This is a genomic window from Hymenobacter sp. YC55, assembly GCF_029433095.1.
Classification (GTDB): domain Bacteria; phylum Bacteroidota; class Bacteroidia; order Cytophagales; family Hymenobacteraceae; genus Hymenobacter.
This window is the reverse complement of the sequence record NZ_JARNTX010000002.1, coordinates 74,104-95,906: the sequence shown is the minus strand read 5'-3', so window position 1 is coordinate 95,906 and position 21,803 is coordinate 74,104. Positions and strand designations below refer to the sequence as shown.

General features: G+C 54.4%; 15 protein-coding genes. 11 read left to right on the top strand and 4 right to left on the bottom strand.

What is annotated here, in order from left to right:
* Nucleotide 1: 1 nt before the first annotated feature.
* The 9 genes from P1X16_RS13650 to P1X16_RS13610 all read left to right on the top strand — a co-directional run bounded on the left by P1X16_RS13650 (nucleotide 2) and on the right by P1X16_RS13610 (nucleotide 15,408).
* A complete protein-coding gene (locus P1X16_RS13650; RefSeq protein WP_277229814.1) occupies nucleotides 2-2,440 on the top strand; it encodes an MMPL family transporter in 2,439 nt (812 codons plus the stop codon).
* Nucleotides 2,441-2,617: 177 nt separating this feature from the next.
* Nucleotides 2,618-6,031 (top strand): isoleucine--tRNA ligase, encoded by a 3,414-nt coding sequence (gene ileS / locus P1X16_RS13645; protein WP_277229811.1) that lies wholly within the window; start codon nucleotides 2,618-2,620, stop codon nucleotides 6,029-6,031.
* A 418-nt stretch (nucleotides 6,032-6,449) separates the two neighbouring features.
* Nucleotides 6,450-7,109, top strand: a complete 660-nt coding sequence (locus tag P1X16_RS13640; protein WP_277229809.1) for a lipoprotein signal peptidase — start codon at nucleotides 6,450-6,452, stop codon at nucleotides 7,107-7,109.
* Between the two features lie 447 nt (nucleotides 7,110-7,556).
* A complete protein-coding gene (locus tag P1X16_RS13635) occupies nucleotides 7,557-9,572 on the top strand; it encodes an ABC transporter ATP-binding protein (protein ID WP_277229805.1) in 2,016 nt (671 codons plus the stop codon).
* Nucleotides 9,573-9,634: 62 nt separating this feature from the next.
* Complete coding sequence (locus P1X16_RS13630) at nucleotides 9,635-10,381, top strand: ATP-grasp domain-containing protein (RefSeq protein ID WP_277229802.1); 747 nt, start codon at nucleotides 9,635-9,637, stop codon at nucleotides 10,379-10,381.
* Nucleotides 10,382-10,574: 193 nt separating this feature from the next.
* On the top strand, nucleotides 10,575-13,088 hold the full coding sequence (gene rnr / locus P1X16_RS13625; RefSeq protein WP_277229799.1) for a ribonuclease R: 2,514 nt from the start codon (nucleotides 10,575-10,577) through the stop codon (nucleotides 13,086-13,088).
* A 218-nt stretch (nucleotides 13,089-13,306) separates the two neighbouring features.
* Nucleotides 13,307-14,278 carry a polyprenyl synthetase family protein gene (locus tag P1X16_RS13620; RefSeq protein WP_277229796.1) on the top strand — a complete coding sequence of 324 codons (972 nt, stop codon included), beginning with the start codon at nucleotides 13,307-13,309 and terminating at the stop codon, nucleotides 14,276-14,278.
* A gap of 93 nt (nucleotides 14,279-14,371) precedes the next feature.
* Complete coding sequence (locus P1X16_RS13615) at nucleotides 14,372-15,025, top strand: rhomboid family intramembrane serine protease (RefSeq protein WP_277229793.1); 654 nt, start codon at nucleotides 14,372-14,374, stop codon at nucleotides 15,023-15,025.
* A gap of 92 nt (nucleotides 15,026-15,117) precedes the next feature.
* On the top strand, nucleotides 15,118-15,408 hold the full coding sequence (locus P1X16_RS13610; RefSeq protein ID WP_277229790.1) for a PLD nuclease N-terminal domain-containing protein: 291 nt from the start codon (nucleotides 15,118-15,120) through the stop codon (nucleotides 15,406-15,408).
* 122 nt (nucleotides 15,409-15,530) lie between these two features.
* Here the strand turns inward: P1X16_RS13610 and P1X16_RS13605 are convergent, their stop codons facing one another.
* Nucleotides 15,531-16,151, bottom strand: coding sequence for a DUF2939 domain-containing protein (locus P1X16_RS13605; RefSeq protein ID WP_277229788.1), 621 nt, complete (start codon nucleotides 16,149-16,151; stop codon nucleotides 15,531-15,533).
* A 1,105-nt stretch (nucleotides 16,152-17,256) separates the two neighbouring features.
* Here P1X16_RS13605 and P1X16_RS13600 point away from each other — a divergent pair.
* Nucleotides 17,257-17,643, top strand: a complete 387-nt coding sequence (locus tag P1X16_RS13600) for a helix-turn-helix domain-containing protein (RefSeq protein ID WP_277229784.1) — start codon at nucleotides 17,257-17,259, stop codon at nucleotides 17,641-17,643.
* Nucleotides 17,644-18,064: 421 nt separating this feature from the next.
* On the opposite strand, the gene P1X16_RS13595 is transcribed toward P1X16_RS13600, so the two are convergent.
* From P1X16_RS13595 to P1X16_RS13585, 3 genes are all read right to left on the bottom strand, one after another.
* A complete protein-coding gene (locus P1X16_RS13595; RefSeq protein WP_277229782.1) occupies nucleotides 18,065-18,628 on the bottom strand; it encodes an acyl-CoA thioesterase in 564 nt (187 codons plus the stop codon).
* A gap of 384 nt (nucleotides 18,629-19,012) precedes the next feature.
* Nucleotides 19,013-19,330 carry a DUF721 domain-containing protein gene (locus tag P1X16_RS13590; protein WP_277229779.1) on the bottom strand — a complete coding sequence of 106 codons (318 nt, stop codon included), beginning with the start codon at nucleotides 19,328-19,330 and terminating at the stop codon, nucleotides 19,013-19,015.
* Nucleotides 19,331-19,401: 71 nt separating this feature from the next.
* On the bottom strand, nucleotides 19,402-20,538 hold the full coding sequence (locus P1X16_RS13585) for a DNA replication/repair protein RecF (RefSeq protein ID WP_277229777.1): 1,137 nt from the start codon (nucleotides 20,536-20,538) through the stop codon (nucleotides 19,402-19,404).
* Between the two features lie 189 nt (nucleotides 20,539-20,727).
* Between P1X16_RS13585 and pdhA the strand changes: the two genes are divergently transcribed.
* Nucleotides 20,728-21,783: a pyruvate dehydrogenase (acetyl-transferring) E1 component subunit alpha gene (gene pdhA / locus P1X16_RS13580; protein ID WP_277229774.1), complete on the top strand. Its 1,056-nt coding sequence runs from the start codon at nucleotides 20,728-20,730 to the stop codon at nucleotides 21,781-21,783.
* Nucleotides 21,784-21,803 lie beyond the last annotated feature (20 nt).

The window sequence follows — 21,803 nt, the reverse complement described above, 5'->3', positions numbered from 1 at the left end:
TATGTGGAGTAAACTAGCCCTATTCGTCATCAAGAACCGGCGGATTCTGATCCTGCTACTGGCCGCCATGACGGTATTCATGGGCTGGCAAGCACGCAAAGTGGAAATGACCTACGACTTTGCCCAAGTCGTCAGCCCCGACGACCCGGACATGGTGTATTTCCAGCAGTTCAAGCGCACCTTTGGCGAAGACGGCAACGTGTTCGTGCTCGGCATGCAAGACAGCAGCGTCTACGAACTCGGCAACTTCAACGAGCTACGCACCCTCACCGACACGCTCGGCAAGGTGCAAGGCGTGAGCGGGGTGCTAAGCGTGACGCGCCTGCCGCGCCTCGAAAAGGATACCGCTACCAGCACGTTCAAAGCCCTGCCTATCTTCCGCCGGGCTCCGCAAAGCCAAGTAGAACTCGACTCGCTGATGCGGGTGGTGAACGCGCAGGAGTTCTACAAAGGGCAGCTCATCAGCCCGACTACCGGCGCCACGCTGCTGGCCCTCACCCTCGACCCCAAGTTTCTGAACTCCTCGAAACGGGAAGCGGTGATGCAGGAAATTCTCAGCCACGCCGACCGTTTTCAGCAGAAGACCGGCATCAAGATGCACTATGCCGGCCTGCCCTACGTGCGCGCCACTATGACCACCAAAGTAGCCGCCGAAATGAAGCTCTTCGTGGGCCTCACGGTGGTGATGATGGCCATTACGCTGTTCATGTTCTTCCGCACCTGGTCGGCGGTGGTGTTTCCGCTGCTGATTGTGCTGGTAGTAGTGGTGTGGTGTGTGGGAACCATGGTGCTCATGGGCTACAAAATCAACCTGCTCACTGGCCTGATTCCGAGTATTATCATCGTTATCGGCATCCCGAACTGTACGTATCTGCTCAGCCGCTACCATTATGACTACCGCAAATCCGGCAACCAAGTGCTGGCGATGGCGCGGGTAGTGCGCAAGATTGGCCTCGTAACCCTGATGAACAACACCACCACGGCCATTGGCTTTGTGGTGTTTTGCTTCACCAACATTGCCATCCTGTTCCAGTTTGGGGCGGTGGCTACCATCAATATTTTCGTGGCGTTTGTGGTGTCGTTTATCATGATGCCCATCGTGTTTACCTACCTGCCGCCGCCTACGCCCAAGCAGCTTCAGCACCTCGAAGCCAAGCCCCTCACCAAGCTGTTAGAGTTCTTCGACTACCTGGTATTGGAGCGCCGCCAGACGGTATACATTGCCGCCCTTGTGCTGATTGTGCTGGCTACGTTTGGAGTAACCAAGGTGCGGTCGGTGTCCTACATGGTCGATGACTTGCCCAAGGATTCGTCGGTAAACTCCGATCTGAAGTTCTTCGAGCAGCACTTCAACGGCGTGATGCCGCTGGAAATGGTGGTGGATACGGGCAAGAAAAAGGGCATTCTGAAGCTGAAAAATTTAGAGAAGATTGACCGGCTCGAGAAGTTCCTGCGCACTCAGCCCGAACTGACCACCCCCGTCAGCATCGTCACGTTCTTGAAAGCCAGCACGCAGGCCTTCTACAACGGCAACCCCGACTACTACCGCCTGCCCGACAACTCCGAGAAGAACTACGTGCTTAGTTACCTCGCCCGCTCGCAGTCGGCCAATGAGGGCGGTAGCAGCCAGATGATGCAGAAGCTGCTTCGCTCGTTCACCGATTCCTCGGGTCAGCGTGCCCGCATTTCCCTCAAAATTGCCGACGTTGGTTCGCACAACCTGGATACCTTGCTGGCCCGGAAAATTCAGCCCGAAATCAAGCAGATTTTCAACGGTACGGGCATGGAGGTGAAGATGACCGGCACGACTATCCTGTTCACCAAAGGCAACGAATACCTGATTGGCATGCTCAAAGAGAGCCTGATTATTGCTTTCGGGCTGGTGGGACTGGTGGTGTTGCTGCTGTTCCGGAGCATACGGGCGGTGTTCTTCACGCTGTTGCCCAACTTCTTTACGCTGCTTCTCACGGGAGGCATCATGGGCTACTTCGGTATCCCGCTTAAGCCGAGTACGGCCCTCATCTTTAGCATAGCGCTAGGTATCGACGGCGACAACAGCATTCACTTGCTGGCGAAGTTCCGGCAGGAAATGGCCATCAACGGGCAGCGGGTGCAGGCTGCCATTAGCACCACGCTCAGCGAGGCCGGTACCAGCATGATTTACACCAGCATTGTATTGTTTTTAGGCTTTTCGGTGTTTGCTTTCTCGGAGTTTGGCGGCACTAAGGCTTTGGGCCTGCTGATGTCCGCTAGCTTGCTGATTACCAACTTCTCGAACCTGATTCTGTTGCCCGCTTTGCTTGTTACCTTCGAGCACGGCAAAGACGAAACCATCGACCAATCTTCTATTCGCCACTACGACGATGAGTACCACGAGGAAGACGATGATTTCGAGCTGAATTTGAACCGGATGCAGGTACAGCCTAAAGTGAACGGTTAAAACAACCACAATAAATGTCTTGGCATCCCGAGGCGGTAGCCGAAGGACCTTCTCACGTTAGAACGAATGCCTCGAACAGTTCTGAAGCGAGTTGTTCCAACGTGAGAAGGTCCTTCGGCTACCGCCTCAGGATGCCAGCAACGATTTTGCTTAAGATCCCATAGATCAATAGATCATATGAACTACCCCGAATACAAGCAGCCGCTCAACTACGGCCAAGTTGGTACCGATATCCTGGCTTGGTGGAAGCAGAACGGCATCTTTGAGAAGAGCGTAAGCTCCCGCGAAGGGCAGCCGACGTTCGTGTTTTATGAAGGTCCGCCTTCGGCCAACGGTGCCCCCGGCATCCACCACGTCATGGCCCGAACGGTGAAGGACATCTTCTGCCGCTACCAGACCTTGCTAGGCAAGCAGGTAAACCGCAAAGGCGGCTGGGACACCCACGGCCTGCCCATCGAGCTGCAAGTCGAGAAGGAGCTAGGTATCACGAAAGAGGATATCGGCAAGAAAATCAGCATCGAGGACTACAACCAGCGTTGCCGCGAAACGGTGATGCGCTTCAAGGCGCAGTGGGACGACCTCACCGAGAAGATGGGCTATTGGGTGGACCTCGATGACCCCTATATCACCTTCGAGCCCGAGTATATCGAAAGCTGCTGGGCGCTGCTCAAGAAACTCTATGACAAGGGCCTGCTCTACAAAGGCTACACCATTCAGCCCTACTCGCCAGCGGCCGGCACCGGTCTGTCTTCGCACGAACTCAACCAGCCCGGCACCTACCGCGACGTGAAAGACACGACCATCGTGGCGCAGTTCAAAGTGAAGCGCGACGATAAGTCAGAGAAGCTGTTTGTGGGTGCCGACGACGCGGCCGAAACTTTCATCCTGGCTTGGACGACCACGCCCTGGACCTTACCCGGCAACACCGGTTTGGCGGTAGGTAAGAACATTCCGTACGTGCTGGTGCGCACCTTCAATCCCTACACCTTCGCGCCTATTCGCGTGGTGCTGGCGGAGGCGTTGGTGGGCCGCTACTTCTCGGAGAAAGGCAAAGACGCTTCGCTGGAAGAATTCAAAGCGGGTGACAAGGTGCTGCCGTGGCGCATTGAAGGCAGCTTTAAAGGCGCTGACCTTGTGGGTATCCACTACGAGCGATTGTTCGGTACAAACAAAGGCTTCCCGTCTTTTGAGGGCGATGAGCGGGCGTTCCGCGTCGTTGCCGGCGACTTCGTGACCACCGAGGACGGTACGGGTATCGTACACATCTCGCCCACGTTCGGCGCCGACGACTTTAAGGTCGCGCAGCTCAACGACATCCCGGCCTTGCTTGTGCCAGATAAGGATGACCCTAACAAGAAGGTGCCCATCGTGGACCGGACGGGCCGTTACGTGGTCGAGATGGGTGAGTTTGGCGGCCGGTGGGTGAAAAACTACGACGGCCACGACGACTCCGGCACCGACTACAAAACCCTCGATGAAAGCATTGCCATCCGCATGAAAGGCGATGGTACGGCTTTCAAAGTGGAGAAATACGAGCACACCTACCCGCACTGCTGGCGCACCGATAAGCCCGTGCTGTACTACCCGCTCGATTCGTGGTTTATCAAAACCACAGCGGTGAAAGACCGGCTCATCGAGCTCAACAAAACCATCAACTGGCAGCCCGCCAGCACCGGCACTGGCCGCTTCGGCAACTGGCTGGAAAACCTGGTGGACTGGAACCTGAGCCGCTCGCGCTATTGGGGCACGCCGCTGCCCATCTGGCGCACGCAGGATGGCACCGAGGAAATCTGCATCGGCAGCATTGCCGAGCTGCGTCAGGAAATCGACAAGGCCGTAGCTGCCGAGGTGATGACCCACAATCCGATTCCGGAAGGCGCCACCGTGGACCTGCACCGGCCCTACGTGGACGATATTTTCCTCGTAAGCCCAAGCGGCCAGCCCATGTACCGGGAGCCCGACCTCATCGACGTGTGGTTTGACTCCGGGGCTATGCCGTACGCGCAGTGGCACTATCCGCTCGAAAACAAGGAAACGTTCGAGAAGAACTTCCCCGCTGATTTCATTGCCGAAGGTGTGGACCAGACCCGGGGTTGGTTCTTCACGCTGCACGCCTTGGGCGTGATGCTGGAAGATTCAGTGGCCTTCAAAAACGTGATGGCCAACGGCCTCGTGCTCGACAAGAACGGCAACAAGATGAGCAAGCGCCTCGGCAACGCCGTAGACCCGTTTGCCACCATCCAGCAGTTTGGTCCCGATGCTACGCGCTGGTACATGATTGCCAATGCGCAGCCGTGGGATAACCTCAAGTTCGACCTGGCCGGCATCACGGAAGTGCAGCGCCGCTTCTTCGGTACGCTCTTCAATACCTACTCGTTCTACGCCCTCTACGCCAACCTCGACGGCTTCCAGGCCCGCGAATTCGACCGGGTGCCGCACGCCGAGCTAACCGAGCTAGACCGCTGGATCCTGAGCAAGCTGCAGTCCCTGATCCTGGAAGTGCGCGGCTACTATGACAGCTACGACCCTACCAAGGCCGCCCGCGCCATCCAGGATTTCGTGACCGACCAGCTTTCCAACTGGCACGTGCGCCTCTCGCGCCGCCGCTTCTGGAAGGGTGAGCTGACCGCCGATAAAAAGGCGGCCTACGAAACCTTGCAGGAATGCCTCGTGGTAGTTTCGCAGCTCATGGCTCCCATTGCGCCCTTCTTCGCCGAGTGGCTCTACCAGAACATGACCAATGGCATGCGTGAAGAAGCTGTGGCCAAGAACACGCCGCTGGCACCCGAATCGGTGCACCTCACGCTGCTGGTGCAAGCCAATGAAACGCGCATCGACAAGGCGTTGGAAGAGCGTATGGAACTGGCGCAGCGTATCTCGTCACTCACGCACTCGCTGCGGAAGAAATCGGTGCTGAAGGTGCGGCAGCCGTTGCAGCGCATCCTGGTACCGGTACTAAATGATACCACGCGCGAGCAGGTAGCCAAGGTGGAAGACCTGATCTGCGCCGAGGTGAACGTGAAGCACGTGGAATTCCTCGACGATACCAGCGGCGTGCTGGTGAAGTCGGTGAAGCCCAACTTCAAGCGCCTAGGGCAGCAATACGGTGCCCGGTTGAAAGCCGTAGGTGCGCGCATTCAGCAGATGACGCCTGAGGAAATCAGCACCCTGGAAAAGACTGGCCAATTAGCTGTAGAAGTCGATGGCCAACCCATCACGCTGGCTCCCGACGACGTGGAAATCCGCACCGACGACCTGCCCGGCTGGCTGGTAGCCACCGACGGTCCGCTCACCGTGGCCCTCGACGTGACCCTCACCGACGAGTTACGCCACGAAGGAGTAGCCCGCGAATTGGTCAACCGCCTCCAGAATCTGCGCAAAGACAGCGGCCTGGAAGTGCAAGACAAAATCCGCGTGACGCTGGCTTCTGGTCAAGCGGGCCTGGAAGCGGCCGTGCAGTCGTTCGGGGATTATATCCGGGGCGAAATCCAGGCGGTAGCGCTGGACTTTGCGGCGGACGTGAACGGCGGCTCGGTGCTGGAATTCGACGAGTATAAGGTGCCGGTGCAGCTGGAAGTTGCAAATGGCTGAGTGCATCAATCCGTCATGCTGAGCGCAGTCGAAGCATCTCGCTAGTGTGGTAAAATCATCTACTAGCAACGATTCGAGCGAGATGCTTCGACTACGCCTCCGGCTGCGCTCAGCATGACGGGTTATCGATTTATTCAACAGGTTCTTTGTCTCATTACTCACTACTGAAAAGTACACCAGCGTCCAAACCTGCGGCTAGGGCGTATGTATTCGTCTAAATCCCACTCGATTCAGCTTAAAACGGCACAAACAGCCCCTCGAAACATATACCAACGGCACAGAAGATAGGACCCGCCTCGGGGCAGCGAAGTCTAAAATTCTGCGTCACTTTGTGCTAGGATGGGAGGGAGGTTAGAACACTGCTTTTCTGTCAGTCTTTCAAACCCGCTTCTAGCCTCTTGCTTCTCACCCGTACCCTATGAAATATTGGAAATACTATTTGGTGGCCCTGCTGGTCATTGCCATTGATCAGCTCTCGAAGTGGGCTGTGCACACGTACATGCAGCCCGGCATGCCCGGCGAAGTCCCGGTTTTCGGTGATTGGTTTAAACTGCATTACACCCTGAATCCAGGCATGGCCTTTGGGTTTGAACTGCCGCCACCTTATGGTAAAGTGGTACTTACCATCTTCCGAATCGTGGCCGTAACGGGTATTAGCTACTACATCTACCGGCTGTGGAAGGAGCGGGCACCCCAAGGCCTACTAATCTGCATTGCCCTGATTCTAGGCGGTGCCATTGGCAACCTAATCGACTCAATTTTCTACGGCATCATCTACGACAATGCGCCCTTTGGCGTGCCTACGCCCTGGCTGCACGGGCAGGTAATTGACATGTTGTTTGTCGATTTTCCGGATGGTTTCTTCCCCACGTCTTGGCCGCTGGTAGGTGGAAAAGTCATTCCCGACTTCCCCATCTTCAACATCGCTGACTCTTCTATCTTCATTGGGGTAGCCCTAATCCTGCTCAACCAAACTCGCTTCTACGGCCACCAGTACCAAGAGGCCAAGCCCCTAGCTGCCGAAGACCCGGAAGCCGCCCAAGCCCGCCACGATGCCGAAGCCACAGCTGCTTCCTAAATAATTGACGCTTTAAATGCCCTAAAACGGCCGGTTGGAACTCTTCCAACCGGCCGTTTTTTATTAAGGTCGGCTACTAGCTCAGCGAGTTGAGCCAAACGAGGCCGCTTTAATCATTGAGTCATTGCTTTATAATCTGTCCTGTTGAACATGTGGGCGCATCAAGCCAGGGCCCGAGCATCTCACGTGCTGATGTTGCCAAAGTAACTGTCATGCTGAGCGCAGCCGAAGCATCTCGCTCGAATCGTTGAGCTCATAAGGCATTTGCCACCCTAGCGAGATGCTTCGGCTGCGCTCAGCATGACAGATAGGCTACTCAGACGATTGAAATATTAGACCGTTCTACGTTCAACCCGTCAAGCACCTCCCGCTTCGCGCTACACCCATACTGCCTTATCTTTACTGACTTCGTCTCATTATCCGCCAACTGAAAGTTGGCGTTGCTTTATGTTCGACCCCATTCTCTCCGTCCGCAACCTAACCATCGACTTCTCCAGCCACCGCGGCGACACGCGGGCCGTGTCGGACATATCGTTCGACCTGCACCGGGGCGAAACGCTGGCTATTGTGGGCGAGTCGGGGTCGGGCAAGTCGGTGACGTCGTTGGCCTTGATGGGGCTGATTCCGCTGCCGCCGGGCCGCATCACGACGGGGGAGGCCCGCTTCCACTCCGAGGCGCTCGGCGAGGTGGACCTGCTGAAGCTCACCGAAGAGCAACTGCAACAGGTGCGCGGCAACGACATCAGCATGATTTTTCAGGAGCCGATGACGTCCCTGAACCCGGTGTACACCTGCGGCAGCCAAGTGGTGGAAGCCCTGCGCCTACACACCAACCTCGATGCCAAGCAAGCTGAAGCCCGCACGGTAGAGCTGTTCACGATGGCGCAGCTGCCGCGGCCGGAAAAAATCTTCAAGTCCTACCCGCACGAAATCAGCGGGGGCCAGAAGCAGCGCGTGATGATAGCCATGGCCATGGCTTGCAACCCTGCTATCCTCATTGCCGACGAGCCCACCACGGCCCTCGACGTAACAGTGCAGGCCCGCATGCTCCAGCTCATCGACCAGCTGCGCCGCCAGCACAACACCGCCGTCCTCTTCATCACCCATGACCTCGGCGTAGTAGCGGAAATAGCCGACCGTATCCTAGTCATGTACCGGGGCCGCGTGGTGGAGCAGGGGCCTGTGCTCGACATCTTCACCAACCCTCAACACCCGTACACAAAAGGCTTACTCGCCTGTCGGCCAAAATTATCGGTAGGCCGAAAAAAATTACCAGTAGTAGCCGATTTCATGCGTGAAACAGCCGATGGAGGCTTTATTTCCACGGAACAAGCTTCTACGCAACTCACTGCTAGTGAAACCAGTGAATTCACGGTTGAGCCTCCTAAAAACGGAATTGAAACTACCAAAACGTTCCCCGTGGAACATTCCGATGTTCCACACCTCAGTAACTCCTTTTTGGGAGTTGAAACCGCACCTACGCTAGAGTCTGGTCTGGCATTGCCAGCTGCAGGCAGCGACGCTGCTGTCCTTGATGCACGCCCGGCTACGGCAGATGCAAATGGGGTAGAACTTATTTCATCTTCGTTCAGTGGCACTTCCGAACACAGCCAATTAATCACACATGCAACCAGCACCGCGCCGCTGCTGCAAGTGGAAAAGCTGAACGTGCATTTCCCTATTCGCAAAGGCTTCTTCAACCGTAAGCCCGAGGTGGTACGGGCCGTGGATGGCGTGAGCTTCGATATTTATCCGGGCGAGACGGTGGGTCTGGTAGGAGAGTCGGGCTGCGGCAAGACTACCTTAGGCCGGGCGTTGCTCCGGTTGGTTGAGCCAACGTCGGGCAGCATTCTGTTTGAAGGGGTGGATTTGGCTAAGCTGCCTGCCGGAGAGTTGCGCCGCCGCCGCCGCGAGTTTCAGATGGTATTTCAGGACCCCTACGCTGCCCTCAACCCGATGATGACCGTAGGCGAAGCCATTCTGGAGCCTATGCGGGTGCACAACGTGGGCGGTACCAAAGACCAGCAAAAGACCCGGGTACTGGAGCTGCTGCGCACTGTTGGCCTTACCGAAGCGCAGTACCAGCGCTACCCGCACGAGTTCAGTGGCGGCCAGCGCCAGCGCATCTGCATAGCCCGTGCTCTGGCCTTGCAACCCAAGTGCATCATCTGCGACGAGTCCGTCTCTGCCCTCGACGTATCAGTGCAGGCGCAAGTGCTCAACCTGCTCAATGATCTTAAGCGCGAGTTCAACATCACCTACCTCTTCATCACCCACGACCTGTCCGTTGCCCGCTTTATGTCGGACCGCCTGCTGGTGATGCGCCAGGGTCAAATAGTAGAAAGCGGCCCGGCCGCCGAACTCTACGCTCATCCGCAGCACGACTACACCAAGCAACTCCTAGCCGCCATTCCCAAAGACGAGCCCGCTGATATTCGCGCTGCCGTGGCTAGCCGGGTGTAACGCCGAAGCCGGAGCTTCGTGCTACAGTTGCCTAACGGCTCCCAAAGCCAGCAACATCTTCTATGCGTATCGTCTACCCATCTTTGCCTTACGAGCCCCAAACCGTTGACCCTTTGTGGGAGCCGGAGTACCAATGGGGGCTCAATAATGGGATAGAACTTACTCTCTTCGACGAGGCAACCGGCCGGCTTTTCCCGCGCCAGCTCACAACTGCTCCCACGCTTTATCGGGGCTGGATGCTTTCGGCAACTGAGTACGAAGCCTTGGAGCAACTAACCTCTTTGCGCGTCAGCACAGCACAGTATCAAGCGTCGCACCAGGCTACGGGCTGGTACGATCAGATAGCAGAATACACGTTTCCGAGTTGGTTTCAGCCCGCTGGTGTCGCGCCAGATTTCAAGGCCGGCCAGCGCTATTTTGTGAAAGGACTAGTTAAGTCGTTTGGCGCCGATTCTATGGTGGCTTCGGAAGCGCAGTACATTCGGCTACATGAAAAGCATCAGGTGCCCGCCGACGAAGTGCTATTTGTGCGAGAGTTTGCAGAGCTAATGCCGAACTCGGAGCGGCGGTTTTTTGTGGTAGCAGGAGTAGCCTACGGAGCCCACAGTGTGGAACTGCCTACTGCCCTACGACCCGTGCTGGCCCGGCTAGCGCCCCGTCTTTTTTACTCGCTAGATGTGGCGCAACTGGTGGCGGGTAAATGGGTAGTAGTGGAAGTTGGCGACGGGCAGGTTTCAGATTTAAAAGAGTGGGATGTAACTGATTTCGGCGAAACGGTGTTAAAGCAGTTGGTCGTCGTAAATCCCTAACAGTGCTTTTCCGGCCTGAAATAGTTATTTGCGGATATATTCCGTATTATCTTCTTGAAGCCCGAATAGTCAGCTACTGACGCTGGCATTGGGCCAAGTACATTCACCTTGGAAAGTCGCTAATCCGGCTGACTTTCCTTCTATCACCCCGCCGCCTGAGAAAACGACAACCCCTGGCGGCCTTTATTTTCTGATGAAAAGAAAAGACGAAACCGCCGCCCCCCGCGCCCCTCGCGCGAAGGCAGCCCGCAGCGAACAGGCTGCTCCTATCACGGTAACCAAAGACCAGGTCTACCGCATATTCACCGATAGACCCACGGAGGTTGTTGCATATCGCCAACTCTCCCGGCGCCTCGGCGTCACTACCAAAGAGCAGCGCGAAGTGGTGTTTGCCCACCTGCGCGAGCTAAAGAACTCCGGCATACTCACGCTCGTCTCCAACGACGAATACCGCCTGACCGACCCGGAGGCTGCTGCGCGCGCTACGGTGCCTGCTAGCAGCAAAAAACGCCGCCACGACGATAACACGCCCGTGCCTGCCAAGCCTGCCCGCTCGGTGCAAGCCGAGTTCGGCAACGACCCCGTTGTGCACCGCCGCCGCGGAGCGGGCTTCGACTTCCCTTCCGATGAATTGCGGCCCGAAACCCGGCGCCGACAAGACAGCGGCGGCGACACTATCACGGGTACCGTAGCGTTGGCCACCGACAACTTTGCTTTCGTTGTCAGCGAGGAAAGTGAAAGTGACGTGCGCGTATTTACCGACCGGCTGAAGTTTGCCATGAACGGCGACACCGTGCGTGTGCGCCTGCGCGGCTCCCGCGACGGCCGGCCTGTCGGCGACGTGGTAGAAGTACTCAACCGCGTACGTCCCGAGGTGGTAGGCCGCTTGCAATTGCAAGGCGGCATTGGCTTCGTGAAGCCCGACAACCGCAAGCTGTACTTCGATGTGTTCGTGCCGTTCGAGAACCTACATGGAGCCAACCACGGCGACAAGGTGCTGGTGCGCATCACTGAATTCCCCGACAATGACGCCGGCCACTCGCCGGTAGGGGAAGTAGTGCGCAGCTTCGGACAAGCCGGCGCGAACGAGGCCGAGATAAACGCCATCATGGCTGAGTTTGGCTTGCCTTTCGAGTTTCCGCACGAAGTGGAAGTGGAATCGGAAGCCATATCCGACCAGATTTCAGAAGACGAAATCAGCCGCCGCCGCGACTTCCGCAACATCACCACCTTTACCATTGACCCCGCCGATGCCAAGGACTTCGACGATGCCTTGAGCATTCAGAAGCTGGAAAACGGCAATTGGGAAATTGGGGTGCACATCGCCGACGTGACGCACTACGTGAAGCCCGGGACTGAGCTGGAGCGTGAAGCCAAGCACCGCGCCACGTCGGTGTACCTCGTGGACCGCGTGATTCCAATGCTGCCCGAACGCCTCTCCAATGGTCTTTGCTCGCTACGGCCCAACGAAGACAAGCTGACGTTCTCGGCGGTGTTCGAGCTCGACGAGAACGGTAAGCTGTACGATTCGTGGTTCGGCAAAACTATTATCCACTCCGACCGACGCTTTGCCTACGAAGAAGCGCAGGAGCGGATTGAAGGCTTGGAAGCCGACTACACCGCCGAGATTCAGCTCATGAACAGCATCGCCAAGAAGCTATGCGCAAAGCGCTTCAAGCAAGGTGCCATCAGCTTCGAAACGCAAGAGGTGAAGTTCAAGCTTGATGCCGAAGGCAAGCCGCTCGGTGTGTACGTGAAGGAGCGCAAGGACGCGCACAAGATGATCGAGGAGTTTATGCTGCTGGCCAATCGTAAGGTGGCTGAGTTTGTGTTTCGCCTCAAAAACCGCAAGCCGCGCTTCACCATGGTATACCGTGTGCACGAAGCGCCCGACCCGGACCGCCTCCAAACCTTCGCCCTCTTCGCTAAGAAATTCGGCCACGACCTCGACCTGAGCAACCCCAAGAAGCTCAGCACCGAGCTCAACGACCTCTCGACGGAAGTAATGGGCCGCCCCGAGCAGAACGTGATTCAGACGCTGGCCGTGCGCACCATGAGCAAGGCCATCTACACCACCGAGCCGCTCGGCCACTTCGGTCTGGCCTTCGACCACTATTCGCACTTCACGTCGCCCATCCGTCGTTACCCCGATATGATGGCGCACCGTCTGCTCGAGCACTACCTCGAAGGCGGGAAGAACGTAGAGGTGGGACCGGTGGAAGAAGAGTGCAAGCACTCTTCGGAGCGCGAGAAACTAGCCGCTTCTGCCGAGCGGGCCAGCATCAAATACAAGCAGGTGGAGTTCATGTCGGAGGTTATCGGCGAGACGTTCACCGGCGTGGTGTCGGGCCTCACGGAGCGCGGCATGTACGTGGAAATCGAGGAGAATAAGTGCGAAGGCATGGTGCGCCTGAGCGAGATTCCCGGCGACTTCTTCGAGCTTGACAAAGACAACTACCGCATCGTGGGTCAGCGGACCAAGCGCATCATCCAGTTCGGCGATGAGCTGCAAGTGGTAGTGAAGGCCGCCAACCTGCTCGACCGCACCATCGACTTTGAACTGGTAGACAACCGGCCCGATTCGGTGAAGCAGCGCGAGCAGCAGGAGCGCCGCGAAAACCGTCCTCCCCGCGGCTACCGCCCCGAGCGCAGCAACGGCCGCTCCGGCGGCCGACCCGGCGGGGACAAAGGCAAGCGCCGGCGGTAGAAGTTTTATGTGGGCAGCGCCTTCCTGAACGTCTGTCATCCTAAGCTTGCGAAGGACCTTATCCTGTTGGAACGACTATCGTAGTCACGTCTTGTTCTAGTATGATAAGGTCCTTCGCAAGCTCAGGATGACAGACGTTTTTAGTTGCTCTGCGGTGGCTTACTTAGCTTCTCAGTCACTCCTCCGTACCTTTCCACCTGAACCGTACCCGCTTTTCCGTGGACCTTTCTTTCTTCAGCAACAAGATCACCACTGGCCTCGATAGTCTACACTACGGCGACCAGCCTTCGGCGCTCTACGAGCCCATCCGCTACATCATGGCCCTTGGCGGCAAGCGCATCCGGCCGCTGCTTGCGCTGCTCGGCGCCCACGTCTTTACCGACGACCTCGACCCGGTGCTCAAACCCGCGTTAGGCGTAGAGGTATTCCACAACTTCACCTTGCTCCACGACGACATCATGGACCAAGCTCCGCTACGCCGCGGCCAGCCCACGGTGCACGAAAAGTGGAACGCCAACGTGGCCATCCTGAGTGGCGACGTGATGCTGGTGCGGGCTTACGAGTTGTTCTTTGACGTGCCCGCTCACCTGCTGCCTACCATCCTGCGCCGCTTCAGCCAGACCGCTGCCGAGGTGTGCGAGGGCCAGCAGTGGGACATGAATTTCGAAACCGAAACCGAAGTCAGCATCGCGCAATACCTGGATATGATTCGGCTGAAAACAGCTGTTCTCCTCGGCTTCGCGCTGGAGCTAGGCGCCCTGCTTGGCGGCGCCAGCACCACCGACGCCGACCACCTGCGCCAGTTCGGCGTGGGCATCGGCTTGGCCTTCCAGCTCCGCGACGACCTACTCGACGTTTACGGCGACGCTGCCACTTTCGGCAAGCGCGTTGGGGGCGATATTGTCTCGGATAAGAAAACCTTCTTGCTGCTCACTGCCCAAGCGCAAGCCAATGCTCGGCAGCAGGCCGTATTGGCGCGGCACATCGGCCAGCCCGTACTGAGTGCCGAAGTAAAGGTGCATGCCATTCGTACCCTCTACGATGAGCTCGAAATTCGCCCTCAGACCGAAGCGCTCATCAACGACTACTTCCAGGATGCCTTGCAGCATTTGCAGCGCGTAGAAGCCTCCGAAACACGCAAAGCACCATTGTTGCAGCTTGCTCTCCAACTCATGGACCGTGAGCAGTAGCCTAAAGGGGTTTTAAAGCTTGCTGTCACCAGTACACCGCACCTTCACACATTCAAGCAGCAGCTTGTTCTGCTCGTTCCTAAGCTTCTGTCAATGCCCTTCATTAACCCTGCCCTGATTCTGATAGCCCTGACGGCTGGTATTTCTATGTACGCTTGGTCTAATCGGGAGCTAATGGAGAAGTGGATCTTCAGCCCTTACCTCGTGTCGCAGCGTGGCGAGTGGTACCGGTTTCTTACCTCCGGTTTTCTGCACGCCGATTTCGTGCATCTGGGCTTCAACCTGTTTGCGTTCTACTCTTTCAGTCCGGCCGTATTAGCTGAGTTTGCCAGCACGTATGGCTTGCGTACCGGCATTGCTTGTTTCCTGCTGCTGTATATAGGTGGCATCATTCTGTCAGACATTCCCACTTATTTCCGCCACCGCCACGACCCGGCTTACCGCAGCCTTGGGGCCTCGGGCGGCGTATCGTCGGTGCTGTTTGCCAGTATCTTGTTCTACCCAGTGGCTAAAGGTGGAGGTGGTATCATCATTTTCCCACTGCCTATTCCAATCCAACCCTTTCTGTTTGGCTTCCTATACTTGGCGTATTCCTATTTCCAAGGTCGCCGTCGGGGCGACAATATCAACCACGACGCGCACTTCTATGGCGCTTTGTTCGGGATACTGCTCGGCTTGGTGCTTATTCCGCAATCGGGCCTTGCGTTTCTTCAACAAGTGCGTGTTTATTTAGGCAATATTCTGTAAATCAATTAGTTATAATTATTATAGGTCGTGTTCTATATCTATTCCGGGAGTTGTGCGTAGAAAACTCGCAAACCAACTCACTCCCGACTCCCATGAACAAACTCGCACCTTATCTAAACCGATTTGCAGTAATTGCGCCGATGCTTGCGCTTACCCTCACAACTAGCGCCTGTAGCCGTTTCAACAGCAGAGGCGGCCTTAGCCTTTGGGGCTTCGTCCTTTTAGCGCTGGATGTATTGGCTCTGATTGACGTTTTCAAGCAGCCTTGGACTATTGGCAAGAAGCTACTCTGGGCCGCTATTATTTTCTTCTTCCCATTGGGCGGACTAATCATCTACTACCTGTTTGCCGGCCGTGGCAACTCCAATACGGGAGTGGTATAGCATACCTCTAAAGGCTCATTCAAGACAAAGCCCCTCACTGCAACAGCGGTGAGGGGCTTTGTCTTGAATGAGTAAACTCTGATGAAACTGACAGTCTTCGGTCTCTGCCAGCTTTGCGCTAGTTATCTTAATAGCCGTTGCTTTTCTAGCCGCGCTACCTGCTTAAGCAAGTCGCCGGTGTTTGTTATTTCTGTTACCTGCCAATGGTCGCCGCGGTTGAGCATTTTCAGTTCCACCACCATGGTCGTGTCGTATTTAGGTTGCGTGAACTCAATACCGACTAGTGCTTGCTCGCCCTCCTCCTTCACGTATTTCACGTCCTTGAACTTGCTGTCGGGACTTGCCACTTTGCCCGCAAGACCTGCCAGCGAGATATTCATCATGCCCTTGGAGGCAGCTGCGTTAGCTGCTCTCTGCAACGAACCGGTTTCAACGAATTGCTGCACCTCCTTCCGGACTACTTGCGTCAGCTGAGGCTTTAGCATTCGTAAAGCACTTTTGAAAGTCAGCCCTCCCGGATTAAGCAGCCCGAGCGATGACCCTTGGTTTGCTACTTGATCCACCAGATTGCCCGTCACGCTGTTCACATCAACATAGCGCTCGAAGGTGGCCATGTCGTGGGTGCGTGCTGCGTTGGCCACTTGCACTAGCGCATACTTGGGTCCTGCTTTCAAGCTCTGGTAGTAGAAGTAGCCACCCACAGCTACTAGCGCCACTAAGAGCAATAGAATGATTCGTTTCATGGTAAGAACATGGGTAAAGTAGAATTTCTAGCCTCTAAAATACCGGTTTCTTCCTTCGGGCTTCTGCTTATGCTACCCTCAGGAGTATACAGCTGTACTACATGTGGCGCCTGGCACAGCAACGTTGTTCCGGCTTAAGCTTAAGTAGCTCTTCGTCTCTACACAGACTATCAAGATGGTAAGGTTGGATGGTGCTTCAATCGGAAACTAGAGCAAATAGTCTCGCTAAAACGGTGAGTGGGCTTCCTAGTCAGCCTTCATCATTAACGTTTCTATAAGCAGTTTGGCGGGTTCCAGTCGTCCGTATTTGGCAGGTATACCTGGTTGGACACGGTCTTCGAGACCACTCGTTTGGAGACCTTTCAAGAGCCGATCAAGAGCAAGCTGCTGCTGACAAAATTGGCATCGAGCCCCGACTTGCTGATGCTTAATTGGCGCCTCCTTCGCAAGCATCACACCATCTATGAAGGTAACCTTTACCCATGTCAGCGGAGGATGAAGCAGGCCTTGAAAAGCACCCAGCAACCCTGGAATTTAGACGCAGCATACGAGCGCCAAATCACGAATTGGTGTGCACAGGGTAGAGGGTAGAAGTACGTCTGTTCGGCTTACGCGTGCGCCTCGGAATGCGAGTAAGCTAGTCTACAGATATCGGCTATTACAACTCGATAACATGAGGTACTACTTCCCAATTATTTAGCCCATCTACTAGCCAGCTCTGCCATTGAGCGTTAATCGTAATGAAGGCATAAGTCTGCCTGTTCATGGCTCGCAACATCATTCACTATCTACTGCTCAGCGAAGCCGGCACTGTTGCCTTTGTGCTTAGGCAACTCACTTACCAAGAAATGGGTGTTCAGGAGCGTAACAATAAAGAAAAGCGTGCTCGATTCGCTGTATAGCGCGTTTTGCTTGAACTGTCCACAGTACAGTGTACACTAATGTAACGGACGTAAATGTTACGCTTGACATTGTAAAGTGTATTACACTTGTAACTATTGTATGATGTTACACGTTGCGTATCGTATCACTATTTACAGGACTTGTTTTGTTGTTCCGTACAGAAGTGTCATATTTACAATCTCGTTTTACATCAACTCAAATCATGTCGCATCAGGGTCAAATACTGCAAGAAGCCATCAAAAACAGCGGTATTTCTATTACCCGTATCGTAGATGAGTTGGGTATTACACGTCCTACTATATATCGTAAATTCAAGGAAGAGACACTTGATTACACCTTTGTAACTCGTGTTGGTGATATAATTGGACACGATTTTTCCAATGACTTTACGGCGTTACAACAGGCGCCTCTACCATTTGTATCATCTGCTGCTCCTGTTACACCTTTACAGAGTGTAACGCAACGTAGTGTGCCGTTACAGCAGCCTGAGCAAGACTGTGTTAAACAGCTCATGACCCTCCAAACCAAGTATATTTCCCTGCTAGAGGCTTACAATGAGCTACTGCTGAAAGTGTATGGTCCACGCTAACAAATATGTTCCACGTGAAACATATTTGTCTGTTGCGCCTCGGACACATACCAATTATCCGTGCTTAGTTTGATGCGATGATAGTAGCTCAGGAGACAACACGGATGATAACTTGATAGGTGAGAGCTAGGGATTATATAGCTACTTAATGAGCGTATAGACGCACTGATAAGCTAGAATACTAGGTGCCTCGACAGGGTAAATTTTAAGCTCTACAACAAGGGCGTGGGTAGGCGAACTGGAGTAGAGGAGGCATGTCAGATAGCCTAATGCTCGGCACTAAACTGCACCTGCCAAAACAGCAAAACGGCGAGACGCATTTAGGTGCATCTCGCCGTTTTACGTGAAGTATGTTGTGTTATAAGCAACGCTCTAAAAAGCCTTCTGGCTAAGTAGAGTAAGAGGCCCTGATAACAAGTTTTCAATACACAATCTTGCACCTCTCCTGGTCGAGAAGGTGGAGCTGCTGTTCAACTGCAAGAGCTGTCAGAGCATTGTCAAACTCGCGTCGGTGCTGCGCGTTAAACTCGCGCCTTTTGATAGCCTCCAGAAAGCGCCGCGTGTCCTCGGTTGATTCCAATGACAGACCTGGTACACCCGTTGGTTTGCCAGCGTCATCTTTGGCCACCATGGTGAAGTAGGAAGTGTTGGTATGTTTGACGGTGCCCGTACGAACGTCTTCCGCAATAACCTTGATGCCGACTAGCAGTGAAGTTCTGCCGACATAGTTAACGGAAGCCAGTAGCGAAACTAGCTCGCCGACTTCAACCGGTTGAAGAAAGTTAACGCCATCGACACTGACGGTGACGCAGTATGTACCCGCGTGTTTGGAGGCAGCAGCATAGGCTACTTTATCCATTAAGGAAAGAAGAATGCCGCCGTGGATCTTGCCGCCGAAATTGGCATACGATGGAATCATCAGTTCCGTAAGAGTGACGCGCGAATAAGATACCGGCCTAAAATCCGGTAGGAGAGTGGAGGCCATAAAAGAGGTTGTATGAGAGTAGTAAGCGAACCAACCCAGAGCTGACCCATTGACGGGCGCTCAGATAAATTGATTCGAGGCAGAGGTCTATACTATGCCAGCAGCTGAGAACTGGTGTTTCAGTAACTCACCTAAAGCAAGTAAGAAAAGGGAGGACTCTCAAAAGCACAAATGCTCGGATCTGTCTAGCTATAAAGATTCACTAGACATACAATTCGAGATGTTGACAGCAGCAGTGTCCAGAGCATCTAAAGTGTGCTGTAGAGAAAGTGCTAACAGGATAAGAAGAAGCTAAGCAGTGAACTGGTGTAAATCCGAGTAAGGGCACACTATAAGAGCACAGACAAACTATAATAGGAGCCACTCACACTAGCTACCTACTTTCTAAAGAAACACAACCTCTTTGATGACGGCTTCGCCGACTTCCGAGTTGATCAGCTCCATAACACGCGTCTTTGCCATTACCAGTTCGTGCTTGAGAGGAGCAGAGGTAAGACGAACGAATAGCTTGCCATTGCTCACATATACCTCCTTGGTCTTTAAGGCAACTGCCTTGCCCATCACACGCTCCCAGCTCGCAACGACAGTCACTTCGTTCAGCTTGCCTTGCAGGCGGTACGCCTTAAGCAAAGACTTGATGCTGTCCTTGAGAGATACAATATCTCCCTGACGGGAGTTTTCGACGGAGCTAGGTTTTTTCAAGGTCAGACGTTATAATAATGCGCGTGAAAACGAGCCTGTAAAAGCGAACAGTAAATATACTTCCGTAGAAACTACAGCGCTACTACCGTTCCTCTTTCGACTCGAAAACGGCTGACTTGTTCTGATAAGTTGGCCAATGCTCGGTCGGTACGGTCGAGGTGTGTATCGGTTAAGAAGACTTGCCCGAAGGTATGGTCAGCAACTAACTGCAAAAGGCGAGTAATACGTTTCTCATCGAGCCGGTCAAAAATATCGTCGAGTAGGAGTAAGGGCTTGTGCTGTTTGCGCGCAGCCAGTATCTCGAATTGAGCCAGCTTCAGGGAAATGACATATGACTTCTGCTGACCCTGCGAGCCATAGCTTTTGACGGGTAAACCGTCCATCAAGAAAACGAAGTCATCCTTGTGAGGCCCAACAGTGGTGCGTTGTAGCGCAAGGTCTTTGCGCTCATTCAAACGGAGGAGCTTGGCAAAGTCAGCTTCGAGCAGTTGGGTCTTATAATCAAGCGTGACAATTTCCCGACTGTCGGCGAGCTGCTGGTAGTGGCGCTGGAAAACAGGAGTGAAGTCTTGTAAGAACTGCTGACGAGCTTCTATTATTTTTTGACCAGCCGGTACCAACTGCTCGTCTAATACAAGTAGGTACTCTCGGTCGTAACCGCCTTGGCGCTCGGCCGCCAGCTTGAGCAATGAGTTGCGCTGCCGCAGAATGTGGTTGTAAGCAATAAGCAGCTCCAGGTACTCATGGTCGAGCTGCGAGATGAGACTATCGAAATACTTGCGTCGCTCTTCGCTGCCCTGCCGGATAAGATCGGTATCATAGGGGGAAATAAGTACTGCCGGATATCGACCTATGTGGTCGGATATACGTTCATAAGGTTGCTTGTCATGAGTCACTGCTTTCTTCTGACCAACTCGCAAACTAACCTGAATGACCTCGGTAGGGAGTGGTAAAGATGGAAGAGCAGCGTCTTCGGGAGTGCGCTGAAAACGACCTTTCACCACAAAGAACTCTTCGTCTTGTTTTATGCTTTGGGTATCGGCAGTAGAGAAAGCGCTTTTAGTAAGAGAGAGGTAATGAATAGCATCTAGTAAGTTGGTCTTGCCGCTTCCGTTGTCACCCACAAAACAATTGATACGCGGTGAGAGGCGAAGATTGGCTTCGCTATAGTTTTTGAAGAACAATAGGTGTAGGTTTTCTAGAATCATGCGAGGTTCGTAATTGCAATCCTTTTACGTACTTTCGCATCCCAAACGCGAATAACTGAAAGTAAGATGGCGGAGACGAAAGTAAAGGCTGCCCCCAAGGCTTCCAATTCGACGAAAAAAGCGTCGACTACGAAAGCCGCATCCAAGCCCAAAGAAGCTGCAGCCGAACCGGTAAGGCAGCCAGATCCAATGTTGCCCCCTTCCAACCCCGAGGCAGAAGCTGCTACGGGTGCTCCGAAGGCAAGCAGCCCGGCTAACCCAGAGTTTCCGAAGGAGACGTATCTGACCTGGTACGAGCAAATGCAACTCATGCGGAAGTTCGAGGAGAAGGCTGGTCAGCTGTACGGGCAACAGAAGATTAAAGGTTTCTGTCACCTCTATATTGGTCAGGAAGCTTGCGTAGCTGGAGCCGTATCAGCCCTTACCAAAGGTGATAAGTGGATCACGGCTTACCGCGACCACGCCCACCCGTTAGCATTAGGTACTTCACCAAATGCTATCATGGCTGAACTGTTTGCAAAAGCCACGGGTTGCTCGAAAGGCAAAGGTGGTTCCATGCACATATTCGATAAGGAGGTAAACTTCGTTGGTGGTCACGGCATCGTGGGTGGTCAGGTTCCGCTAGGAGCAGGGCTGGCTTTTGCCGAGAAATACAACAAGACTGGCAACCTCTGCATCTGCTACATGGGTGATGGTGCCGTTCGCCAAGGCGCTTTGCACGAAGCCTTCAACATGGCTATGCTCTGGAAACTGCCCGTCATCTTCGTAGTGGAGAACAACGGTTACGCCATGGGTACCTCTGTGCAGCGCACTTCCAATGTAACGGAACTCTATACCCTAGGTGAGTCGTACGACATGCCTTCGGAGCCCGTGAATGCTATGAACGTAGAAGACGTGCACAATGCAGTAGCTCGTGCTGCTGAGCGTGCTCGCGCTGGCGAAGGCCCAACGTTCTTGGAGTTCAAAACCTACCGCTACAAAGGTCACTCAATGAGTGACCCTGCCAAGTATCGCACCAAGGAAGAACTAGAAGACTACCGTTCGCGCGATGCTATCGAGGCAGTCCGGCATACCATCCTTACCAACAACATGGCTACCGAGGAAGACTTGGCGGCTATCGACGAGAAGATCAAGGCGCAGGTACAAGAGTCGGTTGATTTCGCTGAGAACTCACCCTACCCAACTGCCGACGAGTTGTACAAGGACGTGTATGTACAGCAAGACTATCCTTATATCCGCGACTAGTATTTAGAGAAGCGGAGACG